Source organism: Alteripontixanthobacter maritimus, assembly GCF_003340475.1.
Classification (GTDB): Bacteria; Pseudomonadota; Alphaproteobacteria; order Sphingomonadales; family Sphingomonadaceae; genus Alteripontixanthobacter; species Alteripontixanthobacter maritimus.
This window is the reverse complement of sequence record NZ_QBKA01000002.1, coordinates 1008416-1034175: the sequence shown is the minus strand read 5'-3', so window position 1 is coordinate 1034175 and position 25760 is coordinate 1008416. Positions and strand designations below refer to the sequence as shown.

Below are 25760 nucleotides of genomic sequence, written 5' to 3'. Positions count from 1 at the left end.
AATTTTATGGCTACCAAAGATGGCGATGCGCCGGTGATCGATCTCAACGAAGCTTCGTTGAAGAAACTGATTACGGCTGCGAAGAAAAAGGGTCACGTCACCTATGATCAGCTGAACGAGGCCCTGCCGCAGGACAAGATGAGTTCCGAGCAGATCGAGGATGTCATGTCCGCGCTCAGCGAAATGGGCGTCAACATCGTCGACAGCGACGAGGAAGCCGAGGCCGAGAAAGAGGCCGAGGTGCAGGAATTGCAGGTCGGCACCAAAAAGGACGAAGAGAAGAAAGCCCCCGCCGGCCCCAAGAAGCTGGCCGTCGGTGAACGCACCGATGATCCGGTGCGGATGTATCTGCGCGAAATGGGCGCAGTTGAATTGCTCAGCCGCGAAGGCGAGATCGCCATCGCCAAGCGCATCGAGGCTGGCCGCGACACGATGATCATCGGGCTGTGCGAAAGCCCCATCACCTTCCACGCGATCATTCAGTGGTCGGAAGCGCTGAACAACGAAGAAGTCCAGCTGCGCGAGATTCTTGCGCTCGACGCAATGCTGTCGAAGGAACCTCCGGCCGACAAGATGGCCGAAGACGACGATGGCGACGATGACGGCGAGATCTCCGAAGAAACCGCCGGTCCCTCCATCCGCGACGATGACGATACGGACGACGATTCCGAAGACGAGGACGGCGAAGAAGGGTCCAAGAAGAAAGACGACGACGAGGAAGAGGACAACACCATGTCCCTGGCGCAAATGGAAGCTGCGCTGAAACCCGCCGCGATGGAAACCTTCGCGCGCATAACCAGCCTGTTTAAGAAATTCGGCAAGTTGCAGGCGGAGCGCGTGGATACGCTTGGCCGGGGCGAGGCGTTTGCGCCTGCCAAGGAACAGAAATACGAAGCTCTGCGCGAGGAGCTGACGGCAGAAGTCGAAAGCGTACAGTTCCACGCGACCAAGATCGAATTCCTGGTCGACAATCTGTATGCCTTTAATCGCCGCCTGACTGCTTTGGGCGGCCAGATGCTGCGCCTTGCCGAACGGCATAAGGTAAAGCGCCGCGATTTCCTCGACGCCTATATCGGCAACGAGCTTGACGATAATTGGCTGAAGGACCGGCTGAAGGACAAGAAGTGGAAAGCCTTCGCCGACAAGGAAGGCGAGTCCATCGACCGCATCCGCGCGGAAATCGGGGATATTGCCGCCAATACCGGCATGAGCCTGCCCGAATTCCGCCGCATCGTGAACATGGTGCAAAAGGCGGAGCGTGAGGCGCGCATCGCCAAGAAGGAAATGGTCGAGGCCAATCTGCGCCTGGTCATCTCCATTGCCAAGAAATATACCAATCGCGGGCTGCAATTTTTGGATCTGATCCAGGAAGGAAATATCGGCCTGATGAAGGCGGTCGACAAGTTCGAGTATCGCCGCGGGTACAAGTTCAGCACCTATGCCACATGGTGGATCAGGCAGGCGATCACGCGCAGCATCGCAGATCAGGCCCGCACGATCCGCATTCCGGTGCACATGATCGAAACGATCAACAAGCTGGTCCGGACGAGCCGCCAGTTCCTTCACGAACAGGGCCGCGAACCGACGCCGGAAGAAATGGCCGAGCGTCTGTCCATGCCGCTGGAGAAGGTTCGCAAGGTGATGAAAATCGCCAAGGAACCGATCAGCCTGGAAACCCCCATCGGCGATGAGGAGGATTCGCATCTCGGCGATTTCATCGAGGACAAGAACGCCATTATCCCTGTGGACGCGGCTATCCAGGCGAACCTCAAGGAAACCGTCACCCGTGTGCTCGCGTCACTAACACCGCGCGAAGAACGCGTTCTGCGCATGCGCTTCGGCATCGGCATGAATACCGATCACACGCTGGAAGAGGTTGGCCAGCAATTTTCGGTCACCCGCGAACGCATCCGGCAGATCGAGGCCAAGGCCCTGCGCAAGCTCAAGCATCCAAGCCGCAGCCGCAAGATGCGCAGCTTTCTGGATCAGTAATGAGACTGTATTTGGCCGGTCCCGCATGCGGCCGGCCAAATACGTTTTACTTGCTTTTGCTGTCCTCCGACACGGCATAGTTTGCCACGGTTTCAGCCGGCGCATCGAACCGTATCCAAAGCGCAATCGCTACTGCCGCCAGCAGCAAACCGCCCGCCATCAGCCAAGTTGTCCTACCAGGCAGCTTCGGCCAAAACTGAATGAGCAGCATTACTGCCATCAGAACCGGCAAGACAACGGCCATTGGCAGGTCCGGCCCTACGCCCTGCATGATTTGATGCGCGAGACTGATGTTGTAACCGACCACAACCGCGGCCAGTACCGCCGCAACAATTCTGCCCGCCGATCGGCCGAATTGTATCGCCGCAACTGCGATCCCGGCGAACATTATGGGAATAGTCACGACATAAGCGGCGGATGGGTACATCGCCTGTAATCCAAGACCCAAAGCGGCCGGTACCAGAGCAAAGCCGGCAAACCCGCTCGGCCCCTTATCTGCGTTCCGCAACACCATGACCACGGCAGCGAGCGAACCCATTAGCGCCATCCATTCCATGCGCGGGATTGCGGCGAGCCGGTCGTAATAGGCGAACTCTCCGCTACCCGGGCCGGTAAGCATGTTGAGCACCCACATCGTGAACACTAACAGCAGCAGCAAACCTGCTGCACGCCAAGCACCTGCGAAGAACTGGCGCACATCGAAGCTGGCACTGCTCGCGCTGGCAATTCCGGCGACACCGACCACGAGGAATAGCCAGCCCCACCATGGCGCGAACACCAACGTGAACAGTCCGAACACATCAAAAAACGCGACATCGGGTGCCTTGCCGGGCAATTCCGCTGTGTCGGCCAGCGCCGCCGTCAGCGCCAGCACCTGCGCCCCCATATCCTGCACCGAACCCTGATCCAGGTTTTCAGGCGTCGCCATGGGTGAATGATACAGGCCGGGCCGCCCGATAAACGCGAAATTATAAGCGGTATAATCGCCCGTCAGCGCAGGTGTAAGATCGGTGTTGTTCGGCAGCAGAAGATATACGAGCACCGATAGCGAAGTGCCCGCAGGACGCGATACGCTATCGGCGAAAAGCTGCACCGCCTCGCCATTTTGGGCCGATGTCTGGAACAGCGACGTGCGTCCGCCCGCGCCGCGAGCTTCCATGTTAATGATCGCGCCGATCCGGCTGCGCAGCGGGTCTTCCTCGAAGAAATAGCGTGCACCGTTCAGCCCCAGCTCCTCCGCGTCGGTCATCAGCACTACCACGTCGCGCCGCTGCGGCCCGGCCGCGCGCAAGGCGCGAACGACTTCCAGCGACACCGCCACGCCTGTCGTATCGTCGCTCGCCCCCGGGGAAGCCACGACGGTATCGTGATGGCTCATCAACATGATGGCGGGCAGCGAAGGATCGGTTCCGCGCAGAATGCCGGTGAGGTTGGTCATGGTCAGATCGCCAGTCGGTCGGGGCTCGCCAACCACGTCCAAATTCTGAAGCAGGCCGCCAGCGGCCCTGTCCGGCAAGGGTTGTTCCTGCGTCGAAACGTCCATACCCAGCGCCTCCATCCGGGCGGACAGGTAATCGAGCGCACGAGCATTGGCGGCGCTGCCCGTGGGACGCGGTGCGGCGGCCACCACGCGGATGTCCTCCATCGCACGGCCGGCGGAGAACTCGGTTTCGGGTGCATCGGACCCAATCGGAGCGGGCGGTGTGGTGGCAAATATCGCAAGCACCATTGCGGCGACCAAAATGCCCGCCAACCAGATAAAATTCCGCATGAAAATCCCCTCCCCGGCAGCAATGCTGACGTGATCTCTGATCGTCAAGGGACACGGGGTTTCGGCCACGCGTGTAGCCGTGGAATAGTGCGGGTTATCGGTAGCCTTTGGCGCGCGGGACCATTATATGCAGCTCCTTCGCAGTTCCCAACACCCGCCCACACCCAAGGCCCCGTCCCGATGCGCATTGCCATAGCTTCCGATCATGCTGCGACCGAATTAAAGGCCGATCTGCGCGATTGGCTGGTCGAAAATGGACACGAAGTTGCGGATCTCGGTCCTGAACCGGGCGAAAGCGTAGACTATCCCGATTACGGCGCGAAGCTGGCCAGCGTGGTTGCGGACGATACGGCGGAGCGCGGTATCGCGCTATGTGGGAGCGGGATCGGTATCTCGATTGCGGTCAACCGCAATGCAGCGGTACGTTGCGCCCTCGTATCGGAGCCTCTGTCCGCCAGTCTCGCCCGCGAACATAACGATGCGAACTGTATCGCTATGGGTGCGCGGCTAACCGGTAGCGACATGGCGAAAGCGTGCGTGACGGCTTTTCTCGAAACCAATTTCCTGGGCGGCCGCCACCAGCGCCGCGTCGATAAACTCTCGAACCTGAAAGATTCATGATGGCGACCCAAGCAGCATCCGACCGAAATCGCGAGCCGATGGACCGTTTCTGGCATGACAGCCTGTCCGATGCCGATCCGGACATTGCCGCCGCAATCGATGGCGAGCTGGAGCGGCAACGCGACCGGATCGAACTGATTGCTTCGGAAAATATCGCCAGCAGTGCCGTTCTGGAAGCCGCCGGCTCCGTCTTCACGAACAAGTACGCAGAGGGTTACCCAGGCAAACGCTATTATGGCGGATGCGAATATGCCGACGTGGTCGAAACCCTGGCAATAGATCGCGCCAAACAGTTGTTTGGATGTGATTTTGCCAATGTGCAGCCGAATTCCGGTAGCCAAATGAACCAAGCGGTTTTTCTTGCACTTTTGCAGCCGGGCGACACCTTTATGGGTCTTGACCTGAATTCAGGCGGTCACCTGACGCATGGCAGCCCCGTCAACATGTCCGGCAAATGGTTCAACCCGGTGGCGTACGGGGTGCGCAAGGAAGACGAGCTGATCGACATGGACGCCGTGATGGCGACCGCCAAGGAGCACAAGCCCAAGCTTATCATCGCCGGCGGTACGGCATATTCGCGCACATGGGACTGGGCGGCATTCCGCAAGGTCGCGGACGAGGTCGGTGCCTACCTGATGGTCGATATGAGCCACATCTCCGGCCTGGTCGCGGGCGGCGCGCATCCATCGCCCTTCCCCCATGCCGATATCGTGACCAGCACTACGCATAAAAGCCTGCGAGGCCCGCGGTCGGGCATCATGCTCTGGAACGATCCCGAACTTACGAAGCCGCTCAACATGGCAGTCTTCCCCGGCTTGCAGGGCGGCCCGCTGATGCACATCGTTGCGGCAAAGGCCGTGGCATTTTGCGAAGCATTGCGTCCCGACTTCGCCGAATATGCGGCAGCCGTGGTCGACAATGCCCGCGCGCTGGCCGCAAGCCTTGAAGAGAACGGCTTGCGGATCGTGTCGGGCGGGACGGATAACCACTCCATGTTGGTCGATCTGACTGCCAAGAACGTCACCGGCAAGGACGCCGAAAAGGGCCTCGATCGTGCCTGGCTGACCTGCAACAAGAACGGCATTCCTTACGATACGCGCAGTCCGTTCGTTACCAGCGGTATCCGCCTCGGCACACCTGCCGGCACCACGCGAGGCTTCGGCACCCAAGAATTCCGCACCATCGGCCAGTTGATTGCAGTAGTGGTGGACGGCCTTTCGAGACAGGGTGCGGACGGCGATCCGGATGTGGAACGTTCGGTGCAGCAGCGCGTCGCTTCACTGTGTGACGCATTCCCCGTCTATCCAGGAAGATAAGACCATGAACAATCCCAATGACAATCCGAACGACAACCTCCCCCCGATGACCGCAACCGAGGACGAGGTTAAGCCAACCAAGCAGGCCTATCGCAAAAGCGGCGATAGCGATGGACCATCGGGCGCGCGAAACAGCGGCGGTGCGGACTTCGTGGGCGCTGCCCAGCAAGAGGCGACCGGTATGTTGAAGGATGGCATGGCCCACCCTTCGACCAAACCTGTCCTGACCGGCGCCGCAATCGGCGCCGTCGCAGGGGCAATTTTGCCGGTTGTCTCGCTGCCTCTCGGTCTCGCTGCCGGTGCCGCATACGCTTTCTACAAGCGCGTCCGCCCGTAACCCATGCGCTGTCCTTTCTGCGCGCATGATGACAGCCAGGTAAAGGACAGCCGCCCGGCAGAAGATAACGCGGCCATCCGCCGCCGCCGCCAATGTTCGTCCTGCGGGGCGCGCTTTACCACCTTCGAACGCGTGCAATTGCGCGAGGTTACGGTGGTAAAGTCCGGGCGGGACGGCGGCGAAGCTCGGCGCGAGAATTTCGACCGCCACAAGCTGGAGCAATCCGTTTCGCTCGCCTGCCGGAAGCGCGGCGTATCACAGGACCGGATTGATCAGCTCGTCAGCGGGATCCAGCGGCAGGTTGAAACCGCGGGTGAGACGGAAGTGCCCTCCTCCGCTATCGGCGCAATGGTAATGGACGGCCTGCGGCAGATTGATTCCGTCGCCTATATCCGCTTCGCATCCGTCTATCGCGATTTTGGCGAAGCTCGGGACTTCGAGGAATTTGCCAGCGCCGTGCAGGAGGCCGGGGGCGAAGCAGGAACCGGTCCTGCCGAACATTCGGCCAAGCCTTCCAAACCTGCCAAAGCCTTGCGCGGGCCGGGAAAGAACGACCTGTTCGATGGCTGACAACATTGCTGACACAATGGCCGAAAAGCGGCCAGTCATGGTGCTCGTCCGCCCGCAATTGGGGGAGAACATTGGCAAGGCGGCCCGCGCCATGTTGAATTTCGGGCTGGTCGAAATGCGGCTGGTCACGCCGCGCGATGGCTGGCCCAATCCCAGCGCCGGCCCTGCCGCTGCCGGTGCAGACATTGTGCTGGAAAACGCGGCCGTTTTCGAGACAACGGCCGACGCAGTGGCCGATTGCGCCCATGTCTATGCCACCACAGTAAGGAAACGCGGGGTGACCAAACCCGTGGTCACCCCGCGAGAGGCGGCGGACACGATCGCAAAGGTCGAAGGCCGCAGCGCGATCCTGTTCGGTCCGGAACGTTCCGGGCTGGAAGCCAGCGATGTCGCGCTTGCCCGTGCAATCCTGACCGTACCGATCAACCCTGACTTCGGCTCGCTCAATCTTGCGCAGGCAGTCATTCTGTGCGCCTACGAATGGTCACAGCACGAACATCTTGCCCAGCCTACAGTAGAGGAAATCCTGCCGCCTGCCCCGCAGGAAGAACTGGAAGGGCTGGTGGCGCACTTCGAGACCCTGCTGGAGCCAAAGGGATATTTCTACCCGAAAGGCCGCAACGAAGTGACCCGCCGTAATCTCAGGACAGTGCTTACCAAACCGGGCTGGAACCATATGGAAGTGCGAACCCTACGCGGTGTGCTGACACATTTGTCGCGTGAGGATCGGTCACGGTCGGACAATTGAACGCTGGAAGAGTGAAAAGTTCGATTACAGCCAACCTGTAAACGTTGTGCAGAGTAATCTCGCCAATCCACTCGGATGAAGGGACGACGGATCAGCGTATGCGGTCCCACTCGGCGAATTCATAGGCGATCGACGCCTCGACCAGCTTTTCCCATATCTCGGCCAGTTCGCGCGCTGGCAATCCGGCCTGGACTGCATCTTCGCGAATGGCGGCGATAACGGCAGCCTTGCGCGCTTCGTCGCGGACTTCCCCGCGGTCCTGCTTGATCCGAGCGGCTGCCCGCATATATCCGAAACGCCGTTCCAGCAGGGCGAACAATTCGCGGTCGGTAGCGTCCACGCCGCGGCGCACTTCCGCCATCGTCATACATTCATCCGGCATTGTCGCGGCAGCTTCGCGCGTAAGTGCAGTCTCATTGTCTGGCATGGCGCGTCCGATGGCAATTTGCTTGGCCTTTGTCGAGAGCCAACCGCCTATCAGCCGCCGAACCACAAGGCTTGACCGTGCGAGCCATAGTGCTAGACGCGCGCCTTCGTTCGGTCATTCGTCTGGCAACAGGCGGCGTCCGATTGGCCCTGCATCCCGGTGAAGCAGTGGCCGCGTGGGTTTCCCCGCAAGGGTACCCATGGTGCGATCCCGGGTTGAAACGCTGCCATACGGGCCGCGATTAGCAAATTGAAAGATGCATTATGACGAAACGTACCAGCTCGAAGCATAAACTTGATCGCCGCATGGGCGAAAACATCTGGGGCCGGCCCAATTCGCCGGTCAACAAGCGTTCCTACGGCCCCGGCCAGCACGGCCAGCGTCGCAAGTCCAAGGTTTCCGACTTCGGCCTGCAGCTGCGTGCCAAGCAGAAGCTCAAGGGCTATTACGGCGACGTGACCGAGAAGCAGTTCAAGCGCACCTATACCGAAGCGTCCGCGATGAAGGGCGATACCGGCCAGAACCTGATCGGTCTGCTCGAACGCCGCCTCGACATGATTGTCTATCGCGCCAAGTTCGCGCCGACGATCTTCGCCGCCCGCCAGATCGTGAGCCACGGCCACATCCGCGTGAACGGTGTGAAGTGCAACGTGGCAAGCCGCCGCTGCCACGTCGGCGACGTTATCAGCCTTGGCTCCAAGGCGCAGGAAATGGCGCTCGTCATCGAAGCGCAGAGCCTGCCCGAGCGTGAAATTCCCGATTATGTCGCACCTGACGGCACCGACAAGGTTACCTACACCCGCGTCCCCAAGCTGGACGAAGTGCCTTACCCCGTCACGATGGAACCGAACCTGGTGGTCGAATTTTACTCGCGCTAAACTGCTGCGACGATTTGCGAATTACAGAAGGGCGGTCCTACGGGGCCGCCCTTTTTCGTTCAGCGTTTCGTTAGATAATCGCGTCGGAATTCGGCAGCAAAACCGGCAAATCGCCCTGCACCAATTGCGTCGCGCATGGCCTGCATCAGTTGCTGGTAGAACGATAGATTATGCTCAGTCACGAGCATCGCCCCCAGCATCTCCCCCGATTTAACGAGGTGATGGAGGTAGGCGCGAGAATAGGTCGCGCAGGTTGGGCAGGAACAGCGTTCATCCAGCGGGCCGGTATCTTCCGCGAACCGTGCATTGCGAAGGTTGAGCGGGCCATTCCAGGTAAACGCCTGTCCGTTGCGCCCGGATCGCGTGGGCAGCACGCAATCGAACATATCCACTCCGCGCTCGACCGCGCCCACCAGATCGTCTGGTTTGCCAACGCCCATCAGATATCGCGGTGCGTCTTCGGGCAATTGCCCAGGTGCGAAGTTGAGCGTGGCGAACATCGCCTCCTGCCCTTCTCCCACCGCGAGCCCGCCAATGGCGTATCCGTCAAAGCCGATTTCACGCAGCGCGGCGGCTGAGCGCCCGCGCAACTCCTCGTCCAGCGCCCCCTGCTGAATGCCAAACAGAGCCGCGTTTTTCGCATGGTCACCGCCGGCGTCGAAGGCATCACGGCTGCGCTTCGCCCAGCGCATCGATAGCTCCATACTAGCCGCAATCGCCTCGCGCGGCTGATCGGCGCGCGGGCATTCGTCGAACGCCATGACGATATCGCTGCCGAGCAAACGCTGTATTTCCATCGACCGTTCGGGCGTCAGCATGTGTTTCGATCCGTCCAGATGGCTGCGGAATTCCACGCCTTCCTCGGTCAACTTGCGAAGGTCGGACAGGCTCATCACCTGATAGCCGCCGCTATCGGTCAGAATCGGGCGCGGCCAATTCATGAAGCCATGCAGCCCGCCCAGCCTCGCCATGCGTTCCGCTCCGGGGCGCAGCATCAGGTGATAGGTGTTGCCAAGAATGATGTCCGCGCCGGTTCCGCGCACGGCTTCGGGCTTCATACCCTTGACCGTGGCAGCCGTGCCGACCGGCATGAAGGCGGGTGTGCGGATGTCGCCGCGCCGCATGCGGATCGTGCCGCGCCGCGCTGCGCCATCCTGCGCATCGATGGAGAATTGAAACCGCGGCCGGGGCGTTGTGGAAGCGGTGGGTGCGGCAGGATCGGGTGCGGCGGAGGTCATGGCCGCGCTGCTACCCGCCCGCGCCGCGCACCGCCACCTCAAACCGCACACATCCAGAACGCGATGGACAGCCAGCATGAAACCGCGCAGAGGCGCTGGCCATGCCCGACGTGTTTTTCGCTGCCGACTGGACGCCCGAACCGTGGATGTTTCTCGTGCTGGCGCTGGTAGCGATCGGCACGGGATTTATCGATTCCATTGCGGGCGGCGGCGGACTGGTCATGATGCCAGCCCTGCTCGCCAGCGGAATGCCGCCGCATCTGGCGCTGGGCACAAACAAGATCCAGTCCGTATTCGGCACCAGCATGGCCTGCCGCACTTACTGGAAAGGGGGTTTGGTCGATGTGCGCCGCAACCTGCCCTTGGTGGCGCTGGTGTTCGTCATGGCGGCAAGCGGTGCGTTTCTGGTGCAGCTGATCAGCGCCGAAGTGCTGACCTATATTGTGCCCGTTTTTCTCATATTACTGGCGCTATACGTGATTTTCTCCCCCGCCATGACCGACATGGAGAAGACCGAGCAATTGGGTCGCAAGGGCTACGCCCCGGTGGCGGGTGGGATAGGGTTCTACGACGGATTTTTCGGACCCGGCACCGGTCAGTTCTTTACTGCCAGCCTTGTTGGTCTGCGCGGACACGGGCTGACCCGCGCCGCCGCCAATGCCAAGCTTTTCAACGCCACCACCAACTGGGCGGCAGTGTTTGCCTTTGCGCTTGGCGGGAAAATCATCTGGGCGCTGGGGCTGACGATGGCGGCGGGCGCTATGTTCGGTGCCTATCTTGGATCGCATTTCGCAATGAAGCACGGTGCCCGTGTGATACGCCCGCTGATGATCGTCGCCTCGCTTGGCCTGACCGCAAGCCTGGTCTGGCGCTGGTTCGCCTGACGCGCCCTACCCTTAGCTTCTGAGCCGCCAACCGGTGTGAAAAATCCACGCGATGGTGGCGATGCACAAGGCGAGGAAGCCGAAGGTCAGCCCCGTTGCCAGCCCGATGCTGATGTCCGCCTGTCCATAGAACGTCCAGCGCAGCCCGCTGACCAGATAGAAGATCGGATTGAACAGCGCGACCGTCTGCCACGGGCCGGACAGCATATCGATGCTGTAGAACGTGCCCCCCAGGAATGTCAGCGGGGTCAGAACCAGCAACGGGATCATCTGCAATTTCTCGAACCCCTCTGCCCAGATGCCGAGTATGAAGCCCAGCATGGAGAAGCTGGCAGATACGAGGATGATGTATCCCAGCGCCAGCAGCGGATGCTCGATCCGGTAATCGACGAATAATGTCGCTGTCGCCAGGATGATGGCAGCCAGAATCAGGCTCTTGGTGGCAGCCGCACCGACAAATCCGATCAGCGTTTCGGTCACGCCAACGGGTGCGGACAACAGTTCATAGATCGCGCCGGTAAAGCGCGGCATGTAAATGCCGAAACTGGCGTTGGAAGTGCTTTCGGAAAGCAACGTCAGCATAAGCAGGCCGGGCACGATGAACGCGCCATATGGTACGCCCCCAACTTCTGCCATGCGCCCGCCAATAGCCGCGCCGAAGACGATGAAATAGAGGCTGGTGGTAAGGACCGGCGAAACGATGGTCCCGAACACGGCGCGCCACGCCCGAACGAGTTCGTTCTTGTAAATGGCGTAAGCGCCCCGCCAGTTGATACCGCCGGTCAATGGACTGCTCATACACCTGCCCCCTGGCCGTCCTTAACCAGCTGCACGAAGATATCCTCCAGACTGGATTCCTTTTGTTCGATGGCGGTGAAAATAATGCCCTCTTCCACCAGGATACGCGCGAGATCGGCTACTTCCTGCTTGCCCTGTCCACTGCCATCGCCGCCGCGATAGCATATCCACGTGCCGCCATTTTCCAGCGTGACCGGCATTTCGCCGATTGCGGTGGGTAGCGTGGTGAGAGGTTCGGCTAGCGTGAAATGTGCCTCTGTCCGGCCAAGCCGGCCCATAATCGCTTCCTTGCCGTCGACCAGCAGCACACGGCCCTTATCGATCACGCCGACCCGGTCGGCCATCTCCTCGGCCTCTTCGATGTAATGCGTGGTCAGGATGATAGTGACGCCCTGTTCGCGCAGCGTATCGATCTGCCGCCACATGTCGCGGCGCAATTCGACGTCGACCCCGGCGGTGGGCTCGTCCAGGAAAAGTAGGTCGGGATCGTGCGAGAGCGCCTTGGCGATCATTACCCGTCGCTTCATCCCGCCCGACAGCGTGCGAACTTCGGAAGAACGCTTGTCCCACAGGCTGAGGCTGCGCAGCACCTCCTCGATCCGGGACTTGTCCGGTGCGCATCCGAACATGCCGCGTGAATAGGCAACCTGCCGCTCTACCGTGTCGAACATATCAGTCCCGATTTCCTGCGGCACCAACCCAATCCGCCCGCGCGCGCGCCGCCAATCCTTCGCCATATCCAGACCGAAGGCGTGAACGCTGCCGGCGGTAGGCCGGACAAGCCCGCACACCGCGCCGATCAGTGTGGTCTTCCCGGCACCATTGGGACCGAGCAGAGCGAAGATCTCGCCCTTCCGGATATCGAGGTGTACATTGTCGAGCGCGGTCAGCCCGCTCGTATAGGTTTTTGTCAGGCCGCGAAGGCTGAGGATGGTGTCCATATCGCCGCGCTATCGCGAAACACGCGGTTATGGAAGCAGCAGGCTGGAATCGCCGTAGCTGTAGAAACGGTAGTCCTGCGCGATGGCATGAGCATATGCCGCCATGATCCGGTCGCGCCCGACCAGCGCACTGACCAGCATCATCAGAGTGGATTTGGGCAAATGGAAATTGGTCATCAGGCCGTCCACTGCGCGGAATGCGTAGCCCGGCGTGATGAAAATATCCGTGTCGCCGGCAAATGCTTCGATGGTGCCATCAGGTCGCGCCGCGCTTTCCAACAGGCGGAGGCTGGTGGTGCCCACGGCGATGATGCGACCGCCGCGTGCGCGCGCCTCGTTAAGGCGCCTTGCCACATCCGGCTCGATCCGGCCCCATTCGCTGTGCATGGCGTGGTCGTCGGTGTCTTCGGCCTTGACCGGAAGAAACGTCCCCGCGCCGACATGCAAGGTTAGTGTTTCGCGCCCAACCCCGCGTTCGTCCAATGCCGCGATCAGGTCCGGCGTAAAATGGAGCGCAGCGGTCGGAGCCGCCACCGCGCCATCTTCCGCCGCAAACATGGTCTGGTAGTCCTCGCGATCCTGTTCGTCGGTTCCACGTTTGCGGGCGATATAGGGTGGCAGGGGCATATTGCCGGCCCGTTCCAGCAGCACCTCGACCGGTTCGTCACCCGCGAAGGCCAGCGTCCAGCTTCCGTCATCGTGGCGATGTTCCGCGGTGGCCTGAACTTCTGCGGGAAAGTCGATCCGATCACCTGTGCTCAAACGTTTGGCATTGCGGATATAGGCCTGCCAGCGGCGCAGGTCGATCCGTTTATGCAGGGTTGCGCCAATGGCAGCATTGCCGCGCTTCCCTTCCAGTTGGGCGGGGATGACGCGGGTGTCGTTGAAAACCAGAACATCGCCCGGTTCCAGCAGCTGCGGCAACTCGCTCACGATGCTGTCGTCGAATGGTTCGGCTCCGCGCGCGACCAGCAGCCGGGCGGAATCGCGCGGGCGGGCCGGGCGCAGGGCGATGTTCTCGGTTGGCAGGTCGAAATCGAACAGGTCAACGCGCATGGGATGCCCCTATCCGAATTTTTCCGGTGTTGGTTGGTCGGGCGCAGAAATGCCCGAAATTCTTACTCGCCGATGGGAGCGCCCAGTTCCTCGATACTGACACCATCAAACTTCGGCGCTTCCTGCTCGCCCGTTGATGCCGACACCGGCGATGCTGCCGGAGCGAAAGCCTGCGGAGCCGGTACCGGCTTGTTATCGGATGCGATCGAAGCCTGCACGATCCGCGTCGGATCGACCGGCGGCTCGCCGCGCTTGATTGCATCCACAGCGCCCATGCCGGAGATCACGCGGCCGAAATTGGTGTACTTCTTGTCCAGCGAGAAGCGCGGATAGAACGTGATGAAAAACTGGCTGTTGGCGCTGTCATCTTCGTTCGCGCGAGCCATCGAAACGGTGCCACGCAAATGCGGCATGGGATTGAATTCCGCTTTGAGGTCGGGAAGCTGGCTGCCACCCTGCCCCGTGCCGGTAGGGTCGCCGGTCTGCGCCATGAAACCCTCGATCACACGGTGAAAGATCACGCCGTCGTAGAAGCCCTGCCGGGCCAAAGTCTTCACCCGGTCGACATGTCCGGGGGCCCAGGCATCCATTAAGCGGATCTGCACACGCTGCCCGTTGGACAGGTCGAGTACCAGGATATCATCGCGGTCCACGGCAGTGTCGAAATTGACTGCCTCGTAAGTAAAGCTGCTGGCCGGGCTTGCCTCGTCAGTATCCTGCGCGGATGCGGCTGGCCCGAAGGTAAGCGCGAGCGCAACGCCGGCAACGGAAAGAGCTTTCAACATGGTGTCAGTAATCCTTGGCATATCAGTATGCCGCGCCTCTTATCGAAGGCGCGCTGTCGGTTCAATGAATGGCGATGAATGGCAGTGTGGTCGGTGGTGGTGCGGTCAGTAGTGATGCGGTCAGTAATCGCCGCGGCGGCCGATCGATTCCACGCGCGCGATGACATCCTGGCATACGGGCTTACTCACGAATGGCGTAATGTCGCCCCCGAACAGGGCGATCTCCTTGACCAGCCGCGATGCGATGGGTTGCAGCGAAACGTCGGCCATCAGGAACACCGTTTCGATATCGTCGTCGAGCTGCTGGTTCATGCCCGCCATTTGGTATTCATATTCGAAATCGGCGACCGCGCGCAGCCCCCGCAAAATCACGGTCGCGCCTACTTTCCGTGCGAATTTTACGAGCAGCGCGTTGAAGCCTTGCACTTCCACATTGCCGATCCCCATGGCCGCCACTTCGCGCTTTACCATGGCCAGCCGTTCGTCGGTATCGAACATTGGATCCTTGGAAGGGTTAGTGGTCACTCCCAGGATCAGCGTATCGACCAGCTTCGCACCGCGCCGGATGATATCGGCATGGCCCAGCGTCATCGGATCGAATGTGCCGGGATAGATGCCGATCCGGCGGCCCTTTGCAGATGCGCTCATATTACCGGTCCCTCTCCACAATATAGCGCGCCAGCGCCGCCAGTGTCGCTGCATCGTCGCCATGGCTGGCCAGATGTCCGACCGCCTGTTCGACCAGAGCGCGCGCCTGGTCGCGGGCCCCGTCGACGCCCATCAAAGTCACAAAAGTCTGCTTGCCTTGCCCCTCATCCTTGCGAAGCGCCTTCCCAGCCAGCGTTTCATCGCCTTCCACATCCAGCAGATCGTCAGCTATCTGGAAGGCCAGTCCGATGTCCCGGGCGTAGGCCCGCAGATGGCTGCGACCTTCGGGCGGAACGCGGCCCAGAATGGCTCCCATTTCCACTGCCGCCCCAAGCAGCGCACCGGTCTTGAGCTGTTGCAGCCGCGTTATGGAATGCAGGTCGTAGCTTTCGCTCTCCGCCGCCATGTCCATGACCTGTCCGCCGGCCATGCCGTTCATGCCGCTCGCAGTCGCCAAAGTGGCAACCAGTTCGGCGCGGATGAACGGGTCGGGGATAGGATTGGCGTCAGCGAGTATCTCGAAGGCCAGCGCGTGAAGCGAGTCCCCCGCAAGCACGGCCAGCGCGTCGTCATATTGCCGGTGAAGCGTGGGCTTGCCGTGGCGAAGATCGTCATCGTCCATGCAGGGCAAATCGTCGTGGATCAGTGAATAGACATGAATCGCCTCGACTGCGCAGCCGACGCGGATCGCGGCTTCGCGCCCTACCCCGAACAAGGCGGCTGTTTCCACCAGCAACATCGGGCGAACCCGCTTGCCGCCACCGATGGCTGCGTAACGCATCGCCTCGAACAGCCGTGCGCGTGCATCGCCGGGAATGGGCAGCAACGCGTCGAAGCAACTATCGACCTCGCCCTGTACCGCGCCGAGAGCCGCTTTCAGCAGCGCCTCCCCTTCGGCAGCTCCTTCCCCGACGACGTGCATCTCAGCCCTGCTCGTCGAACGGCACGGTTCCGGTTGCCTTGCCATCGGGATTGGCCACGATCTTTTCGATGCGGGCCTGCGCCGCGTCGAGCCGTTTCTGGCAGACCGCGCGCAGTTTTTCGCCGCGCTCGTAAAGGTCGATGCTCTGGTCGAGCGCGACCTCGCCCCCTTCCAGCTGGCGTACCACCTGCTCCAGCTCCTGCAGGGCCTGTTCGAACGTCATCTTTGCGATATCGGTTTTTGCGTCATCCATCGCGCAGCAGCATTGACCACTGCCCTTCGCAGGGTCAAGCTGCGCGCTGAAGGGGGACGTATGATGCAGTGGATTATCGCCTATATTGTGGCCGCAATCGCTTTTGGAGTGCTGGATGCGCTGTGGCTGGGCTGGGCCGGCCCGAATTTCTACCGCCCGCGCATCGGCGAGATAATGGCTGAGAATTTCGACAAGACGGCAGCGGGCGTGTTCTACGTGCTGTATCTGTTTGGAATGTGCTGGTTCGCAATTAGGCCAGGATTGGCGGACGGGTCCGTGGCTACTGCCGCGCTGAACGGGGCGCTGCTGGGGGCGCTGTGCTATGCCACATACGATCTAACCAGTCAGGCCGTGTTGAAGACCTGGTCCACCACGATCAGCGTAGTCGACATCGCTTGGGGCGCGTTCGCAACCTGCGTTGCGGCAAGTATCGCCACTTGGGCAGCGCTTAAATTCGCGTAATCCGGCAGGGGGCGCGGACATGTTCATCGGCCATTGGGCACCCGCCCTCGCCGCAGCAGCTGTAACGCCGCGCGCGCCGAAGCTGGGCGTGCTGTTTATCGCAGCGCAACTGGTGGATTGGGCGTTTTTTATCTTCGTGATGCTGGGCGTGGAGGATATGCGGATCACGCCGGGCATCAGCGCGATGAACCCGATGGATCTTTATCATATGCCCTATACCCATAGTCTGCTGGGCACAGCGGCCTGGTCGATCGGGTTTGCGGCGCTGGTCTATATATGGCGGCGCGATCTGGTGAGCGCTGCGATTGCGGCGGCGGTGGTGCTGTCGCACTGGCTGCTCGATCTTTTGGTCCATGTGCCGGATATGACTATCGCAGGCGGCGGTGAGAAATTGGGTTTTGGCCTGTGGAACTATCCGGCGATCGCAATGCCGTTGGAGCTGGCGCTGACCTTCTGGCCGTTTGCGTTCTATATAAGCCGGACCACCGGACCCAGTATGCCAGCCCTCGTGCTGGCGGCGGTGTTGCTGGTCCTGCAGATGGTGAACTGGTTCGGCCCGCCACCCGAAGCGGTGGACGCCGCGTTTCTGCTGACCGGGCTGGCCGCATTCGGCGTGGCTGCCTTGCTCGCCTGGTGGGTAGGCCATACCCGTGTGCACAATGATGCAGCGGGACTGGCGAAGGCCGTGCGCGGACGCTAAGCGCAGGCGCATGACGCAGCACACAGACCCCATAACACCCGAAACCGTCGAACAGCACGGCTTCAGCCCCGAAGAATATGAACGTGTGCTTGCCGCACTGGGGCGCGAGCCGAACATGGTCGAACTCGGCATCTTTTCCGTGATGTGGTCGGAACATTGCAGCTACAAATCCAGTCGCTTCCATCTGAAGAAGCTGCCGACAGAGGCCGAGTGGGTCATTTGCGGGCCCGGCGAGAATGCGGGCGTCATCGATATCGGCGATGGTCAGGCGGCAATCTTCAAGATGGAGAGCCACAACCACCCGAGCTACATCGAACCCTATCAGGGCGCGGCGACCGGCGTGGGCGGCATTCTGCGCGACGTTTTCACCATGGGCGCCCGGCCCATCGCCAACCTCAACGCTCTGCGCTTCGGCCGGCCAGACCATCCCAAGATGAAGCATCTGGTCAAGGGCGTTGTCGCGGGCATCGGCGGTTACGGAAACTGCGTGGGCGTGCCGACTGTGGGCGGCGAGACGAATTTCGATGCGGCTTACGATGGCAACATTCTCGTCAATGCGATGACGGTCGGCGTCGCCGATCAGGACAAGATTTTCTACAGCGCTGCCACCGGGGTGGGAAATCCTATTGTCTATGTCGGGTCCAAGACCGGGCGTGACGGCATCCACGGCGCGACCATGGCCAGCGCAGATTTCGGGGACGATATCGAGGAAAAGCGCCCCACCGTGCAGGTCGGCGATCCGTTTGTCGAAAAACTGCTGATCGAGGCGTGTCTGGAACTGATGGCAACCGACGCCATCGTCGCCATTCAGGACATGGGCGCGGCCGGACTCACCTCCTCCAGCGTGGAAATGGCCACCAATGGCGAAACTGGTATCATCCTCCACATGGACCAGGTGCCCTGCCGCGAAGAGGGCATGACGCCCTACGAAATGATGCTGAGCGAATCGCAGGAACGCATGTTGATGGTTCTGAAGCCCGGCCGCGAGGCGGAGGCAGCGGCGATTTTCGAAAAGTGGGAACTGGATTTCGCGGTCATCGGCGAAGTGACCGATACCCGCCGCATGGAACTGACCTTCGGCGGCGAGACCGTGTGCGACATCCCGCTCGGCCCATTGGCGGACAGCGCGCCGGAATATGAACGCCCCTACGTTTCGAAAGAGGAATACAAGACCTGGGCCGCGGTCGAACCGCTCGGCGATGTTCCCGAAACCACCGATATCGGCGCCGACCTGCTCAAGATGATGGCCAGCCCGGCGCTCGCATCGCGGCGGTGGATCTGGGAGCAATACGATAGCCAGGTTGGCGCGGACACGCTGCAAACCGGCGGCGACGCCGCGGTGGTGCGCGTGCATGGTACGCAGAAAGCGCTCGCCATGACCACCGACTGCACGCCGCGCTATTGCTATGCAGACCCGTATGAAGGCGGCAAGCAGGCGGTGGCGGAGGCCTACCGCAATCTATGCGCCGTGGGCGCGCGGCCGCTCGCCATCACCAACTGCCTGAATTTCGGCAACCCGCAACGCCCTGAAATCATGGCGCAATTCGTGGGCTGCCTCGAAGGCATGGGCGAAGCCTGCCGCGCGCTCGACTTCCCCATCGTGAGCGGCAACGTCTCGCTCTACAACGAAAGCAAGGCCACCGGCGGCGGCAGCGCAATCCTGCCCACGCCCGCGATTGGTGGGGTGGGTGTGCTGGAAGATTCCGCGCAGATGATGACGATGGGATTCAAAGCAGAGGGCGAGTATATATTCGAGGTTGGTCCTGGAAGCGGTTTGCTTGGCCAATCGGTTTGGCTTCGCGAGATACATGGCCGAAAGGACGGCGAAGTGCCCTCGACCGACCTCGCCCAAGAACGCAAGACAGGCGAATTTGTGCGCGAGCTCATTGCGAATGGAACCGTGACTGCGGTGCACGATATATCCGATGGCGGCATGGCCGTGGCGCTTGCAGAAATGGCACTGGCATCGGGTATCGGCTTCCGTACTGACGGCATCGCGAACGCTGCACGCGAATTGTTCAGCGAAGAACAGGGTCGTTATATGGTGACAGTTACCGACCGCGCGGCATTCGAGGAGCTATGCGCCGAACACGGCGCTTATCAGAATTACCGGGGGCAAACTGGCGGTGATGCGATCAGCTTCGAGTATAATGGTGAGCTTGAAGGCCGCGGATCGTCAAGCGTTTCTCTGGCCGACTTACGCGAGGCAAGCGACAGCTTCTTCCGCGACTGGATGGAGGTATAATCCCACCGACGCCGAACCACCCATTCGTCATCCTGAACTCGTATCAGGATCTATGGTGGTGCCCAGTACCGTGCTGGCGGGCAGGTAGCGCTGCGATTTGCCAACCTGCAAATGTGTTGCGGAGTGAACCCTGAAACGAGTTCAGGGTGACGAGTTATTAGCTTAGTAGAGTTAGGTATGACTGAGAGCCATCATCCATACCCAGCGCCACCAGAACTCACCGATGCCGAGCGCATTACCCGCGCACGCGCCGCGTTCGAGCGATTGCAGACTCGCCGCTCTTGCCGCAATTTTGCGGACACTGCCGTTCCGCGCGAGGTCATAGAAAGCGCCATCCGCGCGGCCGGAACCGCGCCCAATGGCGCAAACCACCAGCCTTGGCACTTCGCGGCCATATCCTCCCCGCAAACCAAGCGCGCCATCCGCGAGGCAGCGGAGGCGGAGGAGCGCAAGTTCTATGGTGCGGATGGCGACACGCCCAGGGCGGGCGAGGAATGGCTCGATGCGCTCGCCCCAATCGGCACGGATGCAAGCAAGCCGTTCCTCGAAATTGCGCCGTGGCTGATAGTCTGCTTTGCCCAACGCAAGGGCGGCATCGCGGAAGACGGCGAAACGCAGAACTATTACGTCAACGAAAGCGTCGGTATGGCCTGCGGCTTGCTGGTCGCGACGCTGCACGAGGCAGGCTTGGCCACGTTGACGCATACTCCGTCACCCATGGGCTTTCTGCGCGAAATTTGCGGGCGGCCCGCGACCGAAAAACCGCTGATGATCGTCGTCGCTGGCCATGCCGCCAAAGGCGCAACCGTGCCCAATCATGCGATCCGCAAGAAGCCGCTAAATGTGATTTCAAGCTGGCTCTAGTACGTTACGGTCCGAAAAGGGCTACGCCGCGGCCCCGCCCAGCAAGTCATACGGATCGGTGCCCCGGCTCGCCCACACCCGGTGGCATTCACGATATTTGGCCGGATCACCCACTCCCATCATGGCGCGCGCTTCCGTCAGCGGCATCGCAAGCAGATCGCGGATCGGCATTTCGGCCACCGCCGGAGCGCCCGCACCCGAATTCTGTGCTTCACGGACTGCACTCAAAACAGGCGCGCCGCCTTTTACGGTACGTTTGATTTCAAGTGCGCCGAGATAGGCAATGAACAGATTGCCCAGCTCGCCATTCTGGCCGTAGGTAAAGGCAAGCACGCATTGTTCGCCCAGCGCATCGCGGCCATAGCCGGTCAGCACATGCAGCAAATCATGCGTATCGCGCCGACGATTGCCATACCATTCGACCAGATCATCATACCGCGGCCGTCCGGCAAAGCTTTTGTCCTGCTCCTCCACCAGACCTGCAGCGGTCAGTCCTTCGCTGGTCATGAAGTGCAGATACGCCTCGGCCACGCTACCCTTCGGCAATTCGCGCAGCGCTGCGTGGTCATCCAGAATGGCAGGAAGATAGGGCTCGGTCGCGCGCATAGCTTTCCCGGCGTCGCTGAAGACCAACGCTCGTGCGCGCAGCACAAAACCGCGTGATGGCAGCGATTCGAAGATACGGAAGACGTGGCTGGTGTCTTCCTTGTTTTTCAGCAATTCGCGAAAATGGTAATAGGCTTTACCCCAGCGTTTCTTCGGACGCGGGCGGTCCGGATGACAGAAGATCGTACCGTCTTCGGCAAACTCCGCCGGGCGCCCGGTTGCGGGCACATATTGGCTTGCGGGAAGGTCGGCAGGCTTGGCTGGCTGGTTCATCGGTGCTCTCTTACTGACATAAATGTCAATAGACGATGAACGGGTGTCTTCCAAGCGCTATTCCACGACCCAATTTTCTTGCGCGATGCCCAACAGTTTGAGCACCGATGTCAGGTCGCCATGGCCGATATGACCGTCGGCGGCGTCGCGTGCCTTTGGTTTGGCCTTGTAGGCGATGCCGAAATCGGCCGCGCGCAGCATCGGAATGTCGTTCGCGCCGTCGCCGGTCGCCAGGGACAGCGCGCCTTCGCCCAGACTTGCCATCTCTTCGCGCAGGATTCGTTCCTTCACCGAGCTGTCGACGATTGCGCCGGCAAGCTGGCCCGTAAGGTGGCCGTCCGCGACGCCCAACCGGTTGCCAACCGTCCGTTCGAAGCCGAGCTGCGCCGCGACCGGATCTGCGAAATGGTGGAAGCCGCCGGTGACCAGCACGGTCCGGCAACCACGCGCCTTCAGCGTTGCCACCAGCGTGCGCGCGCCCGGCATCGGGGTGATACGTTCGGCAAGGCAGCGACCGATCGCCTCCTCGCCAAGCCCCTCGAGCAGTCCCACCCGCTCCCGCAGTGCGCTTTCGAAATCCAGTTCACCCAGCATCGCGCGTTCGGTGATCGCGGAAACCTTATCCTTCAAACCTGCGAAATCCGCCAGTTCGTCGATACATTCCTGCTCGATCATGGTGGAATCCATATCGGACACGAAGACGCTTGGCACCGCGATCGCCCGTTCGCTTACGAGATAATCGACCGGGACGAAATGCGTTTCGACGATGTCCGCCAGGACCCGCGCATCGCCGCCGGGCAGAGAAAGTTCCAGCACATCGCCGCAGAAATCCAGCATGTCCGCCAAAGCCAGCTTCATGCCGGCGGCTTCGATCGCTTTACTCGCGGCGTCGAGCTGCGCGTCGAGATCGCCTGTATGTTGGCCGGCGTTACCTGCTATCAACCGCGCGATGAGCATCGCATTTTCTCCGTGGAAACCCGTATCCGATGGCGGTCCGAAGCCGCCGGTCGCGCTCATTGCAGGGCCTACGGCAAGCGGCAAGACCGATCTCGCCGTGCGGCTGGCGCTTCTGCTGAAAGCGCAAGGGCAGGACGCAGCGGTCATCAATGCCGACAGCGCGCAGGTCTATGCCGACTTACGCATTCTCAGCGCTCGCCCCACCGAAGAAGAGATGCGGGGCGTCGAGCATCTGCTGTTCGGTACCTGGGACGGCGCACAGGCATGCTCCGCCGCCGACTGGGCGAAAGCGGCACGGGCGGAGATCGACCGGCTGCATGGGGCGGGGTCGGTGCCGATCCTGTGCGGCGGCACGGGGATGTACCTGCGTGTCCTGCTGGACGGCATTGCGCCTGTCCCGGCAATCGACCCGCCAATCCGAGAGGCTGTACGCGCAATGGACGCTGCGGACGCTTACGCGGCGCTGACACAGGAAGACCCGGAGCGTGCGGCCGCGCTGAACCCGGGCGATACGCAGCGTGTTGCCCGCGCGCTCGAGGTGGTGCGCAGTACTGGCAAACCCCTCGGTTATTGGCAGGCGCGGCTCGAAGGCGGGATTGCTGATCGGGTTGCGTTGCACCCACTAGTCCTTACTCCGCCGCGCGAGGTTCTGCGCGAACGGGCGGCCATGCGGTTCGATGCAATGCTCCAGGCCGGCGCTGTCACGGAGGTCGAGAGTTTGCTCAATCGCAAGCTTTCAAGGAATCTGCCGGTGATGCGCGCGATCGGTGTCCCAGCATTGGCGGCGTATCTGGACGGGCGCGCCGATATCGCAGCGGCAACTACGCAAGCTGTTCTGGCAACGCGGCAATATGCAAAACGGCAAGCGACCTGGTTTAACCGTCAGTTGGCGCCAGACTGGATCGTTTGGTTAAAAACTACCATGCCCACAGACGACGATATTGAAAGATTATTTCTCTGAAGAATGTTGACGTGATAGATTCGTATAGGTAGCGGGCCTTGTTCTCGTTCAACATTGAAATAGCCATCACGAGCAGTCCCGACTGCTCGGAATATCGTAACCGATAAGGAAATTACCGTGGCGGAGCCCCTGAGCGGCGCGAAATTGCTGGTGCAGACGCTGGTCGAACAAGGGGTCGATACCATTTTCGGCTATCCCGGCGGTGCCGTGCTGCCAATCTACGACGAGTTGTTCGCCGACGACCGCATCCGGCATATCCTCGTCCGGCACGAGGCTGGCGCAGCACATGCTGCGGAAGGGTACGCGCGCAGCACCGGGCGGCCCGGCGTAGTGCTCGTCACCAGCGGCCCCGGCGCGACCAATGTGGTGACCGGAATTGCCGACGCCTATATGGATTCCATTCCGCTCGTGGTTATAACCGGGCAGGTGCCGACCGGCCTGATCGGTAGCGACGCCTTCCAGGAGGCGGATACGATTGGCCTGACGCGGCACTGCACGAAGCATAATTACCTCGTCAAAGACCCCGCCAATCTCAGGTGCACCATCGAGGAAGCGTTTCGCATCGCCACCACCGGCCGCCCCGGCCCTGTGGTGATCGACATCCCGAAGGACGTTCAGATCGCGGAAGCGTTGGCGGACGTTCAACAACCAACCGGCGATGGCAAGGTTGCGCCACCGCGCGGCTCACCCGCCGCATCCCGCTACCAACCGCAGACGGTCGCCCCGATGGATCAGATCGCCCAGGCGGTAGACATGCTCGCCTCGGCTGAGCGCCCCGTTCTATATACCGGTGGCGGCATCATCAACGCCGGACCCGAGGCGTCGCAACTGCTGCGCCGTTTGCAGGAATTGACCGGTGCGCCTGTTACATCCACTCTGATGGGCCTCGGCACGCTACCCGCCGACCATCCCGACTGGCTCGGCATGCTCGGGATGCACGGCACATATGAGGCAAACATGGCGATGAACCGCTGCGACCTGATGGTCTGCATCGGCGCGCGGTTCGACGACCGGGTGACCGGGCGACTGGACGCATTCAGTCCGGATTCGAAGAAAATTCACATCGATATCGACCGCGCTTCCATCAACAAGATCGTGCCCGTCGATCTTGGCATAGTGGGCGATTGCGCGGCGGTGCTGGACCAGATCGTCACCCACTGGGGCGACCGAAAACCCGCCGACATTTCCGAATGGAAAGCGCGCGTAGCCGGATGGAAGGCGACCGACTGCCTCGCCTTTCCCGACAGCGCCGAAACGATCATGCCGCAAAAGGCTGTCGAGCGGTTGTTTGCGGCGACCAGGGATCGCGAACCGATCATCACAACCGAGGTCGGCCAGCACCAGATGTGGGCGGCGCAGTATTTCGGATTTTTCTCGCCTAACAAATGGCTGACCAGCGGCGGTCTTGGTACCATGGGGTACGGTCTGCCGGCCGCCATCGGCGCACAACTTGGTAATCCGGACGAACTGGTGATCGACATCGCGGGCGAGGCCAGTATTCAGATGAACATCCAGGAACTGGGAACGGCGAGCCAGTACCGCCTGCCGGTCAAGGTGTTCATCCTCAACAATGAATATATGGGCATGGTCCGCCAGTGGCAGGAACTCACCTATGAAAGCCGCTACTCCAACAGCTACTCCGATAGCCTGCCCGATTTCGTGGCACTGGCGGAAGCCTATGGCTGGAAGGGCATTCGCATCACTCAGGAAAGCGAGCTGGACGCAGGGATCGCCGCGATGCTGGCGCATGATGGGCCGGTGATGGTGGATTGCCAGGTATCGAAGGATGCCAACTGCCTACCGATGATCCCGTCCGGCGCAGCGCATACCGAGATGCTGCTCTATGGCGACGCGGTCGGCGGTACGATGGACGACGAAGCGAAGGCCTTGGTGTAGGAGCGCGATCCAATGCAAATCACCAATCAACCTTCCGAACGGCATGTCCTCGCTGTGGTCGTAGATAACGAAGCAGGCATTCTCGCGCGTATCGCCGGCATGTTCACCGCGCGCGGCTATAATATCGACAGTTTAACTGTGGCGGATATCTCCGAAGACCATCAGGTCAGCCGGATCACTATCGTCACCAACGGCCCGCCGCCGGTGATCGACCAGATCCATGCGCAGCTGGAACGCCTCGTGCCGGTGCACAAGGTGACCGATCTCACCGAAGAGGGCCCGCACGTCGAACGCGAACTGGCGCTGATCAAGGTGGTAGGTACGGGGGACAAGCGCGTCGAGGCGCTGCGGCTAGCGGATATCTTCCGTGCCAAGCCAGTCGATACCACCACCGAAAGCTTCATCTTCGAGATCACCGGTGCACCCGAGAAAATCGACAGCTTCGTCCACCTGATGCGCGAATTGGGTCTGGTCGACGTTGGCCGGACCGGCATCGTGGGTATGATGCGGGGCGTGGTGGATTAGTATAAGCGCAATCCGACATACTCGTCATTCCCGCGAAGGCGGGAACCTAGGGCGAGCTTCCACTATGCCATCTGGCTTCCCACTTT

The 25760-nt window shown here is 61.2% G+C and carries 26 protein-coding genes and 1 pseudogene; 15 read left to right on the top strand and 12 right to left on the bottom strand.

All coding sequences use genetic code 11. The features are described from left to right. Positions 1–6 precede the first annotated feature (6 nt). On the top strand, positions 7–1992 hold the full coding sequence (rpoD, locus tag HME9302_RS05225) for an RNA polymerase sigma factor RpoD (protein WP_115366139.1): 1986 nt from the start codon (positions 7–9) through the stop codon (positions 1990–1992). Positions 1993–2038: 46 nt separating this feature from the next. On the opposite strand, the gene HME9302_RS05220 is transcribed toward rpoD, so the two are convergent. Continuing rightward, positions 2039–3763, bottom strand: coding sequence for a M20/M25/M40 family metallo-hydrolase (locus tag HME9302_RS05220; RefSeq protein ID WP_115366138.1), 1725 nt, complete (start codon positions 3761–3763; stop codon positions 2039–2041). A gap of 180 nt (positions 3764–3943) precedes the next feature. Here HME9302_RS05220 and rpiB point away from each other — a divergent pair, with 180 nt between their 5' ends. The 5 genes and pseudogenes from rpiB to HME9302_RS05195 all read left to right on the top strand — a co-directional run bounded on the left by rpiB (position 3944) and on the right by HME9302_RS05195 (position 7355). Further along, a complete protein-coding gene (gene rpiB, locus HME9302_RS05215) occupies positions 3944–4384 on the top strand; it encodes a ribose 5-phosphate isomerase B (RefSeq protein WP_115366137.1) in 441 nt (146 codons plus the stop codon). Next, positions 4384–5700: a serine hydroxymethyltransferase gene (glyA, locus tag HME9302_RS05210; RefSeq protein WP_115366136.1), complete on the top strand. Its 1317-nt coding sequence runs from the start codon at positions 4384–4386 to the stop codon at positions 5698–5700. Before rpiB ends, glyA begins: the two co-directional genes overlap by 1 nt. A 4-nt stretch (positions 5701–5704) precedes the next feature. Further along, positions 5705–6037: a hypothetical protein gene (locus HME9302_RS13420; protein WP_230080064.1), complete on the top strand. Its 333-nt coding sequence runs from the start codon at positions 5705–5707 to the stop codon at positions 6035–6037. A 3-nt stretch (positions 6038–6040) separates the two neighbouring features. Continuing rightward, positions 6041–6508: pseudogene (gene nrdR, locus HME9302_RS05200) on the top strand (transcriptional regulator NrdR); the annotation flags it as partial. 91 nt (positions 6509–6599) lie between these two features. Next, positions 6600–7355 carry an RNA methyltransferase gene (locus HME9302_RS05195; RefSeq protein WP_230079879.1) on the top strand — a complete coding sequence of 252 codons (756 nt, stop codon included), beginning with the start codon at positions 6600–6602 and terminating at the stop codon, positions 7353–7355. A gap of 91 nt (positions 7356–7446) precedes the next feature. Here HME9302_RS05195 and HME9302_RS05190 read toward each other — a convergent pair whose 3' ends face one another. Then, a complete protein-coding gene (locus tag HME9302_RS05190) occupies positions 7447–7782 on the bottom strand; it encodes a chorismate mutase (RefSeq protein ID WP_230079878.1) in 336 nt (111 codons plus the stop codon). Positions 7783–8045: 263 nt separating this feature from the next. Here HME9302_RS05190 and rpsD point away from each other — a divergent pair, with 263 nt between their 5' ends. After that, positions 8046–8660 carry a 30S ribosomal protein S4 gene (gene rpsD / locus HME9302_RS05185; RefSeq protein WP_115366134.1) on the top strand — a complete coding sequence of 205 codons (615 nt, stop codon included), beginning with the start codon at positions 8046–8048 and terminating at the stop codon, positions 8658–8660. Positions 8661–8719: 59 nt separating this feature from the next. On the opposite strand, the gene tgt is transcribed toward rpsD, so the two are convergent. Next, a complete protein-coding gene (gene tgt, locus HME9302_RS05180; RefSeq protein WP_115367490.1) occupies positions 8720–9898 on the bottom strand; it encodes a tRNA guanosine(34) transglycosylase Tgt in 1179 nt (392 codons plus the stop codon). Positions 9899–9999: 101 nt separating this feature from the next. Here tgt and HME9302_RS05175 point away from each other — a divergent pair, with 101 nt between their 5' ends. Continuing rightward, positions 10000–10782: a TSUP family transporter gene (locus HME9302_RS05175; protein ID WP_115366133.1), complete on the top strand. Its 783-nt coding sequence runs from the start codon at positions 10000–10002 to the stop codon at positions 10780–10782. Positions 10783–10794: 12 nt separating this feature from the next. Here HME9302_RS05175 and HME9302_RS05170 read toward each other — a convergent pair whose 3' ends face one another. The 7 genes from HME9302_RS05170 to HME9302_RS05140 all read right to left on the bottom strand — a co-directional run bounded on the left by HME9302_RS05170 (position 10795) and on the right by HME9302_RS05140 (position 16185). Next, positions 10795–11580: an ABC transporter permease gene (locus tag HME9302_RS05170; protein WP_115366132.1), complete on the bottom strand. Its 786-nt coding sequence runs from the start codon at positions 11578–11580 to the stop codon at positions 10795–10797. Next, positions 11577–12521, bottom strand: coding sequence for an ABC transporter ATP-binding protein (locus HME9302_RS05165; protein WP_115366131.1), 945 nt, complete (start codon positions 12519–12521; stop codon positions 11577–11579). Before HME9302_RS05165 ends, HME9302_RS05170 begins: the two co-directional genes overlap by 4 nt. Positions 12522–12548: 27 nt before the next feature. After that, positions 12549–13577 carry a tRNA preQ1(34) S-adenosylmethionine ribosyltransferase-isomerase QueA gene (gene queA, locus HME9302_RS05160; RefSeq protein WP_115366130.1) on the bottom strand — a complete coding sequence of 343 codons (1029 nt, stop codon included), beginning with the start codon at positions 13575–13577 and terminating at the stop codon, positions 12549–12551. Between the two features lie 62 nt (positions 13578–13639). After that, on the bottom strand, positions 13640–14383 hold the full coding sequence (locus HME9302_RS05155; protein ID WP_407641314.1) for a peptidylprolyl isomerase: 744 nt from the start codon (positions 14381–14383) through the stop codon (positions 13640–13642). A gap of 99 nt (positions 14384–14482) precedes the next feature. Then, positions 14483–15010 carry a pantetheine-phosphate adenylyltransferase gene (gene coaD / locus HME9302_RS05150; protein WP_115366128.1) on the bottom strand — a complete coding sequence of 176 codons (528 nt, stop codon included), beginning with the start codon at positions 15008–15010 and terminating at the stop codon, positions 14483–14485. 1 nt (position 15011) lies between these two features. Continuing rightward, positions 15012–15932, bottom strand: coding sequence for a polyprenyl synthetase family protein (locus HME9302_RS05145; RefSeq protein ID WP_115366127.1), 921 nt, complete (start codon positions 15930–15932; stop codon positions 15012–15014). A gap of 1 nt (position 15933) precedes the next feature. Next, positions 15934–16185 (bottom strand): exodeoxyribonuclease VII small subunit, encoded by a 252-nt coding sequence (locus tag HME9302_RS05140; RefSeq protein ID WP_115366126.1) that lies wholly within the window; start codon positions 16183–16185, stop codon positions 15934–15936. A 60-nt stretch (positions 16186–16245) separates the two neighbouring features. On the opposite strand from HME9302_RS05140, the gene HME9302_RS05135 reads away from it, so the two are divergent. The 4 genes from HME9302_RS05135 to HME9302_RS05120 all read left to right on the top strand — a co-directional run bounded on the left by HME9302_RS05135 (position 16246) and on the right by HME9302_RS05120 (position 20456). Next, positions 16246–16647, top strand: a complete 402-nt coding sequence (locus HME9302_RS05135) for a DUF2177 family protein (RefSeq protein WP_230079877.1) — start codon at positions 16246–16248, stop codon at positions 16645–16647. A 19-nt stretch (positions 16648–16666) separates the two neighbouring features. Then, positions 16667–17347, top strand: a complete 681-nt coding sequence (locus HME9302_RS05130) for a hypothetical protein (protein WP_115366125.1) — start codon at positions 16667–16669, stop codon at positions 17345–17347. 10 nt (positions 17348–17357) lie between these two features. After that, positions 17358–19592, top strand: coding sequence for a phosphoribosylformylglycinamidine synthase subunit PurL (purL, locus tag HME9302_RS05125; protein ID WP_115366124.1), 2235 nt, complete (start codon positions 17358–17360; stop codon positions 19590–19592). A 177-nt stretch (positions 19593–19769) separates the two neighbouring features. Continuing rightward, on the top strand, positions 19770–20456 hold the full coding sequence (locus HME9302_RS05120) for a nitroreductase family protein (protein ID WP_115366123.1): 687 nt from the start codon (positions 19770–19772) through the stop codon (positions 20454–20456). A gap of 21 nt (positions 20457–20477) precedes the next feature. On the opposite strand, the gene HME9302_RS05115 is transcribed toward HME9302_RS05120, so the two are convergent. Further along, positions 20478–21335, bottom strand: coding sequence for a Coq4 family protein (locus HME9302_RS05115; protein WP_115366122.1), 858 nt, complete (start codon positions 21333–21335; stop codon positions 20478–20480). 57 nt (positions 21336–21392) lie between these two features. Then, complete coding sequence (serB, locus tag HME9302_RS05110) at positions 21393–22292, bottom strand: phosphoserine phosphatase SerB (protein WP_115367488.1); 900 nt, start codon at positions 22290–22292, stop codon at positions 21393–21395. Here serB and miaA point away from each other — a divergent pair. From miaA to ilvN, 3 genes are all read left to right on the top strand, one after another. Continuing rightward, positions 22285–23253 (top strand): tRNA (adenosine(37)-N6)-dimethylallyltransferase MiaA, encoded by a 969-nt coding sequence (gene miaA, locus HME9302_RS05105; protein WP_115367487.1) that lies wholly within the window; start codon positions 22285–22287, stop codon positions 23251–23253. The two genes, serB and miaA, sit on opposite strands and share 8 nt — an antisense overlap. A 117-nt stretch (positions 23254–23370) precedes the next feature. Further along, on the top strand, positions 23371–25149 hold the full coding sequence (gene ilvB / locus HME9302_RS05100) for a biosynthetic-type acetolactate synthase large subunit (protein ID WP_115366121.1): 1779 nt from the start codon (positions 23371–23373) through the stop codon (positions 25147–25149). Between the two features lie 12 nt (positions 25150–25161). Continuing rightward, positions 25162–25674, top strand: a complete 513-nt coding sequence (ilvN, locus tag HME9302_RS05095; protein ID WP_115366120.1) for an acetolactate synthase small subunit — start codon at positions 25162–25164, stop codon at positions 25672–25674. Positions 25675–25760: the final 86 nt, after the last annotated feature.